This window comes from Kitasatospora sp. MBT63, from assembly GCF_000710465.2.
Taxonomy (GTDB): domain Bacteria; phylum Actinomycetota; class Actinomycetes; order Streptomycetales; family Streptomycetaceae; genus Kitasatospora.
This window is the reverse complement of record NZ_JAIZ01000364.1, coordinates 1-4,410: the sequence shown is the minus strand read 5'-3', so window position 1 is coordinate 4,410 and position 4,410 is coordinate 1. Positions and strand designations below refer to the sequence as shown.

Sequence of the window (4,410 nt, the reverse complement as noted above, 5' to 3'; positions counted from 1 at the left end):
CCCGTTCGGGGTGCTGACGCTGCTGCTGGTGCTGCTGGCTCAGGTCGCGGCGCTGGCCGGGGCGTTCGCCGGGTCGGCCGGGCGGGGTGCGCTCGCGGTGCTGACGGCGGCCGTGACGGCCCGCTGCGCGCTGGGCTGGGGCTGTCTGCGGCCGGTACCGGCGGCCCGGCCCGGCGGGCTGGGCGCGATGGTGGCCGGGACCGTCCCGCCGGCCGGGGCGGCCGCGGTGTCGGCCGGGTGCGCGCTGCTGCTGGGGCTGGCGGGGACGGCCGAGGGCTGGTGGGCGCTGCGCTACCCCGCGGCGCTGGCGGTCGGGCTCGGCTGCGCGCTGCTGCTGCTGCGCCGCTGCGTACGGCGGTTCGGCGGGGTGACCGGGGACGTGCTGGGGGCGCTGGCGGAGACCGCGGCCACCGGCGCGCTGGTGGCGTTGGCGCTGCTCTGAGGCGCCCCCGCCGTCCGGGGGCCGGGATCTGACAGGTACCGGATCAGGGATAGCGGCGGCTGCGGCGGGGAAGGGGTCTGACGGACCGGAAGCCGACGCCCGCTCAGCTGACACCGGATCAGCGGCTGCGGACAGGCTTCGTCACTCACCGTGACGACCGGCCGGGCCCCGTACCGGGGGCGGCGTGATCCCAGCATGCGGACTACCATGCGGGGAGCAACCGTAGCCCTGCGCCCGTTTCCCCGCGGAACACGCCGGGGTTATGCCGGTACGGCACCGGTGCCGTACCCGGCCGTGGACCGCGAAAGAACAGGACGCATTTACGTGACTGCACTGTCTGTGAGCACCTCCTCCGCCGCCTCGCTGCGCGCGGACGCCCTGGTGATCGGTGTCGCCAAGGGCCCCAAGGGCCTGGTCGTCGCCTCCGGCGCCGAGGCCGTCGTCGAGGCGTTCGAGGGCAAGCTGGCCGAGGTCCTCACCACCCTGGGCGCGACCGGCGCCGAGGGTGAGGCGGTCAAGCTCCCCGCCGCCGCGGGTCTGAAGGCCCCGCTGGTGCTGGCCGTCGGCCTCGGCGAGGCCGCCGAGGGCGCCTACGACGCCGACGCGCTGCGCCGGGCCGCCGGTGTCGCGGCGCGCACCCTGGCCGGCATCAAGAAGGCCGCGCTGCTGCTGCCGGCCGAGTCGGCCGAGGAGATCGAGGCCGTCGCGCTGGGCGGCCTGCTCGGCTCGTACAGCTTCGGCACCTACAAGGGCGCGGGCAGCGCCAAGGAGCCGGTCGGCGAGCTGGTCGTGCTGGCCGCCCGCAAGGGCAGCAAGGACGCCAAGGCCGCCGTCGAGCGCGCCACCGCGATCGGCGAGGAGATCAACCGCGCCCGCGACCTGATCAACACCGCCCCGAACGACCTGCACCCGAAGGCCTTCGCGGCCATCGCCCAGGCCGCCGGCAAGGAGCACGGCCTCAAGGTCGAGGTGCTCGACGAGAAGGCGCTGGCCAAGGGCGGCTTCGGCGGCATCCTCGGCGTCGGCGTCGGTTCGGCCAACCCGCCCCGGCTGGTGAAGGTCGCCTACACCCACCCGAAGGCCAAGGCGACCCTCGCCTTCGTCGGCAAGGGCATCACCTACGACTCGGGCGGCATCTCGCTGAAGCCGGCCGGCCACAACGAGACCATGAAGTGCGACATGTCCGGCGCCGCCGCCGTGTTCGCCGCCGTGGTCGCCGCCAAGCGCCTGGGCCTGCAGGTCAACGTGACCGCGTGGCTGGCGCTGGCGGAGAACATGCCGTCCGGTTCCGCCACCCGCCCCGGCGACGTGCTGCGGATGTACGGCGGCAAGACCGTCGAGGTGCTCAACACCGACGCCGAGGGCCGTCTGGTGCTGGCCGACGCGATCGTGCGGGCCGGCGAGGAGAACCCGGACGTGATCGTCGACGTCGCCACCCTGACCGGGGCGATGGTGCTCGCGCTGGGCAACCGCACCTTCGGTGTGATGGCCAACGACGACGAGCTGCGCACCCGCCTGCACAACACCGCGGAGGCGGTCGGCGAGCAGTCCTGGCCGATGCCGCTCCCGGCCGACCTGCGCAAGGCCATGGTCGAGACCACCATCGCCGACCTGCAGAACATGGGTGAGCGGATGGGCGGCGGCCTGGTGGCCGGCCTGTTCCTCAAGGAGTTCGTGGCCGAGGGCATCGACTGGGCGCACCTGGACATCGCCGGCCCGGCCTTCCACGAGGGCGCGCCGTACGGCTACACCCCCAAGGGCGGCACCGGCAGCGCGATCCGCACCCTGGTCCGCTTCGCCGAGGACACCGCGGGCGCCTGACGCCCGGCAGGCAGGGGCCCGGCGCCGACCCGGCGCCGGGCCCCTGCGGCATTACCAGCCGGTAACGCCGCTGCGCAATCGGTGCGCCTGTTCGCCTCCGGCGAAACTTTGTTCCGCACCGTGGAACCAGCCGCTCCCCCGGGCGGCCACCCGGGCCCTTCGCCCCTGCCGCGGCACGCCTTTGAGCTGCGACAATGACCACACGTACCGGGTACCGGGCAGCCCGACGACGGCCTCATGGGCCCCGGCAGGGCAGCCCCCGACGTCAGCCGCGCTCAACAAGTGCAAAGATGTATTTCCGGCACGACTGGGCGCCTTACAAAGGCTTCCGACCCACCGGACCGCGACCGGCCCGGCGAACCGCACCCCTTGCATGGAGGACGTGACGTGGCGAACGACGCCAGCACCGTTTTCGACGTAGTCATTCTCGGAGGCGGAAGCGGCGGTTACGCCGCGGCGCTCCGCGCCGCCCAGCTGGGTCTGAGCGTCACCCTGATCGAGAAGGGTGAGCTCGGCGGCACCTGCCTGCACCGCGGCTGCATCCCGACCAAGGCCCTGCTGCACGCGGCCGAGATCGCCGACGAGACCAAGGAAGCCGCCGAGTTCGGCGTTCTGGCCACCTTCCAGGGCATCGACATCAACGGCGTCCACAAGTACAAGGACGACGTGGTCAGCGGCCTGTACAAGGGCCTGCAGGGCCTGGTCGCCTCGCGCAAGGTCAACTACATCACCGGCGAGGGCAGGCTCTCCTCGCAGACCTCGGTGGACGTGAACGGCCAGCGCATCGAGGGCCGCCACATCGTCCTCGCCACCGGCTCGGTGCCGAAGTCGCTGCCCGGCCTGAACATCGACGGCGACCGGGTCATCTCCTCGGACCACGCCCTCAAGCTCGACCGGATCCCGAAGTCGGCCGTCATCCTCGGCGGCGGCGTGATCGGTGTCGAGTTCGCCTCCGTCTGGAAGTCCTTCGGCGTCGACGTCACCATCGTCGAGGCCCTGCCGCACCTGGTGCCGCTGGAGGACGAGAACTCCTCCAAGCTGCTGGAGCGTGCCTTCCGCAAGCGTGGCATCAAGTTCGAGCTCAAGGCCCGCTTCTCCGGCGTCGAGTACACCGCCGACGGGGTCCGCGTCTCGACCGAGAACGGCAAGCAGATCGACGCCGACCTGCTGCTCGTCGCGATCGGCCGCGGCCCGGTCTCGGCCGGCCTCGGTTACGAGGAGAACGGCGTCGCGATGGACCGCGGCTACGTCCTGGTCGACGAGTACATGCGCACCAACGTGCCGACCATCTCGGCCGTCGGCGACCTCGTCCCGACCCTGCAGCTCGCCCACGTCGGCTTCGCCGAGGGCATCCTGGTCGCCGAGCGCCTGGCCGGCCTCAAGGCCGTGCCGATCGACTACGACGGCGTGCCGCGGGTGACCTACTCCAACCCCGAGGTCGCCTCGGTGGGCATCTCGGAGGCCAAGGCCGTCGAGCTGTACGGCAAGGACAAGGTCGTCACGCTCAAGTACAACCTGGCCGGCAACGGCAAGAGCAAGATCCTGAAGACCGCCGGCGAGATCAAGCTCGTCCAGGTCAAGGACGGCGCCGTGGTCGGCGTCCACATGGTCGGCGCCCGCATGGGCGAGCAGGTCGGCGAAGCCCAGCTGATCTACAACTGGGAGGCTCTGCCGGCCGAGGTGGCCCAGCTCATCCACGCCCACCCGACCCAGTCCGAGGCCCTCGGCGAGGCGCACCTGGCGCTGGCCGGCAAGCCGCTGCACGCGCACGACTGATCGCGCCCAGCCACCCCCATTCCTGTACGCAAGACTTGATAGGAGTCGCTGAAACCATGGCGGTCTCAGTAACACTGCCCGCACTGGGCGAGAGCGTGACCGAGGGCACCGTCACCCGCTGGCTGAAGGCCGAGGGTGAGCGGGTGGAGATGGACGAGCCGCTGCTGGAGGTGTCGACCGACAAGGTCGACACCGAGATCCCGGCGCCGGCCTCCGGCATCCTGGCCTCGATCAAGGTCGGCGAGGACGAGACCGTCGAGGTGGGCGCCGAGCTGGCGATCATCGACGACGGCTCGGGCGCCCCGGCCGCCGCTGCCGCCCCCGTCGCGGAGGCCGCCCCGGCCCCCGCCGCCCCGGCCCCGGTGGCCGAG

General features: G+C 72.3%; 4 protein-coding genes. All 4 read left to right on the top strand.

Going from position 1 to position 4,410, the window contains the following annotated elements:
• A partial coding sequence (locus tag AA75_RS52215; RefSeq protein WP_033821737.1) for an adenosylcobinamide-GDP ribazoletransferase occupies positions 1–442 on the top strand: 442 nt, incomplete at its 5' end.
• A gap of 324 nt (positions 443–766) precedes the next feature.
• The gene (locus AA75_RS21205; RefSeq protein ID WP_033821736.1) at positions 767–2,263 is read left to right on the top strand and encodes a leucyl aminopeptidase; all 1,497 of its coding nucleotides are present in this window, start codon (positions 767–769) and stop codon (positions 2,261–2,263) included.
• Between the two features lie 387 nt (positions 2,264–2,650).
• Positions 2,651–4,039, top strand: a complete 1,389-nt coding sequence (lpdA, locus tag AA75_RS21200) for a dihydrolipoyl dehydrogenase (protein WP_033821735.1) — start codon at positions 2,651–2,653, stop codon at positions 4,037–4,039.
• Between the two features lie 56 nt (positions 4,040–4,095).
• A partial coding sequence (locus AA75_RS21195) for a biotin/lipoyl-containing protein (protein WP_033821734.1) occupies positions 4,096–4,410 on the top strand: 315 nt, incomplete at its 3' end.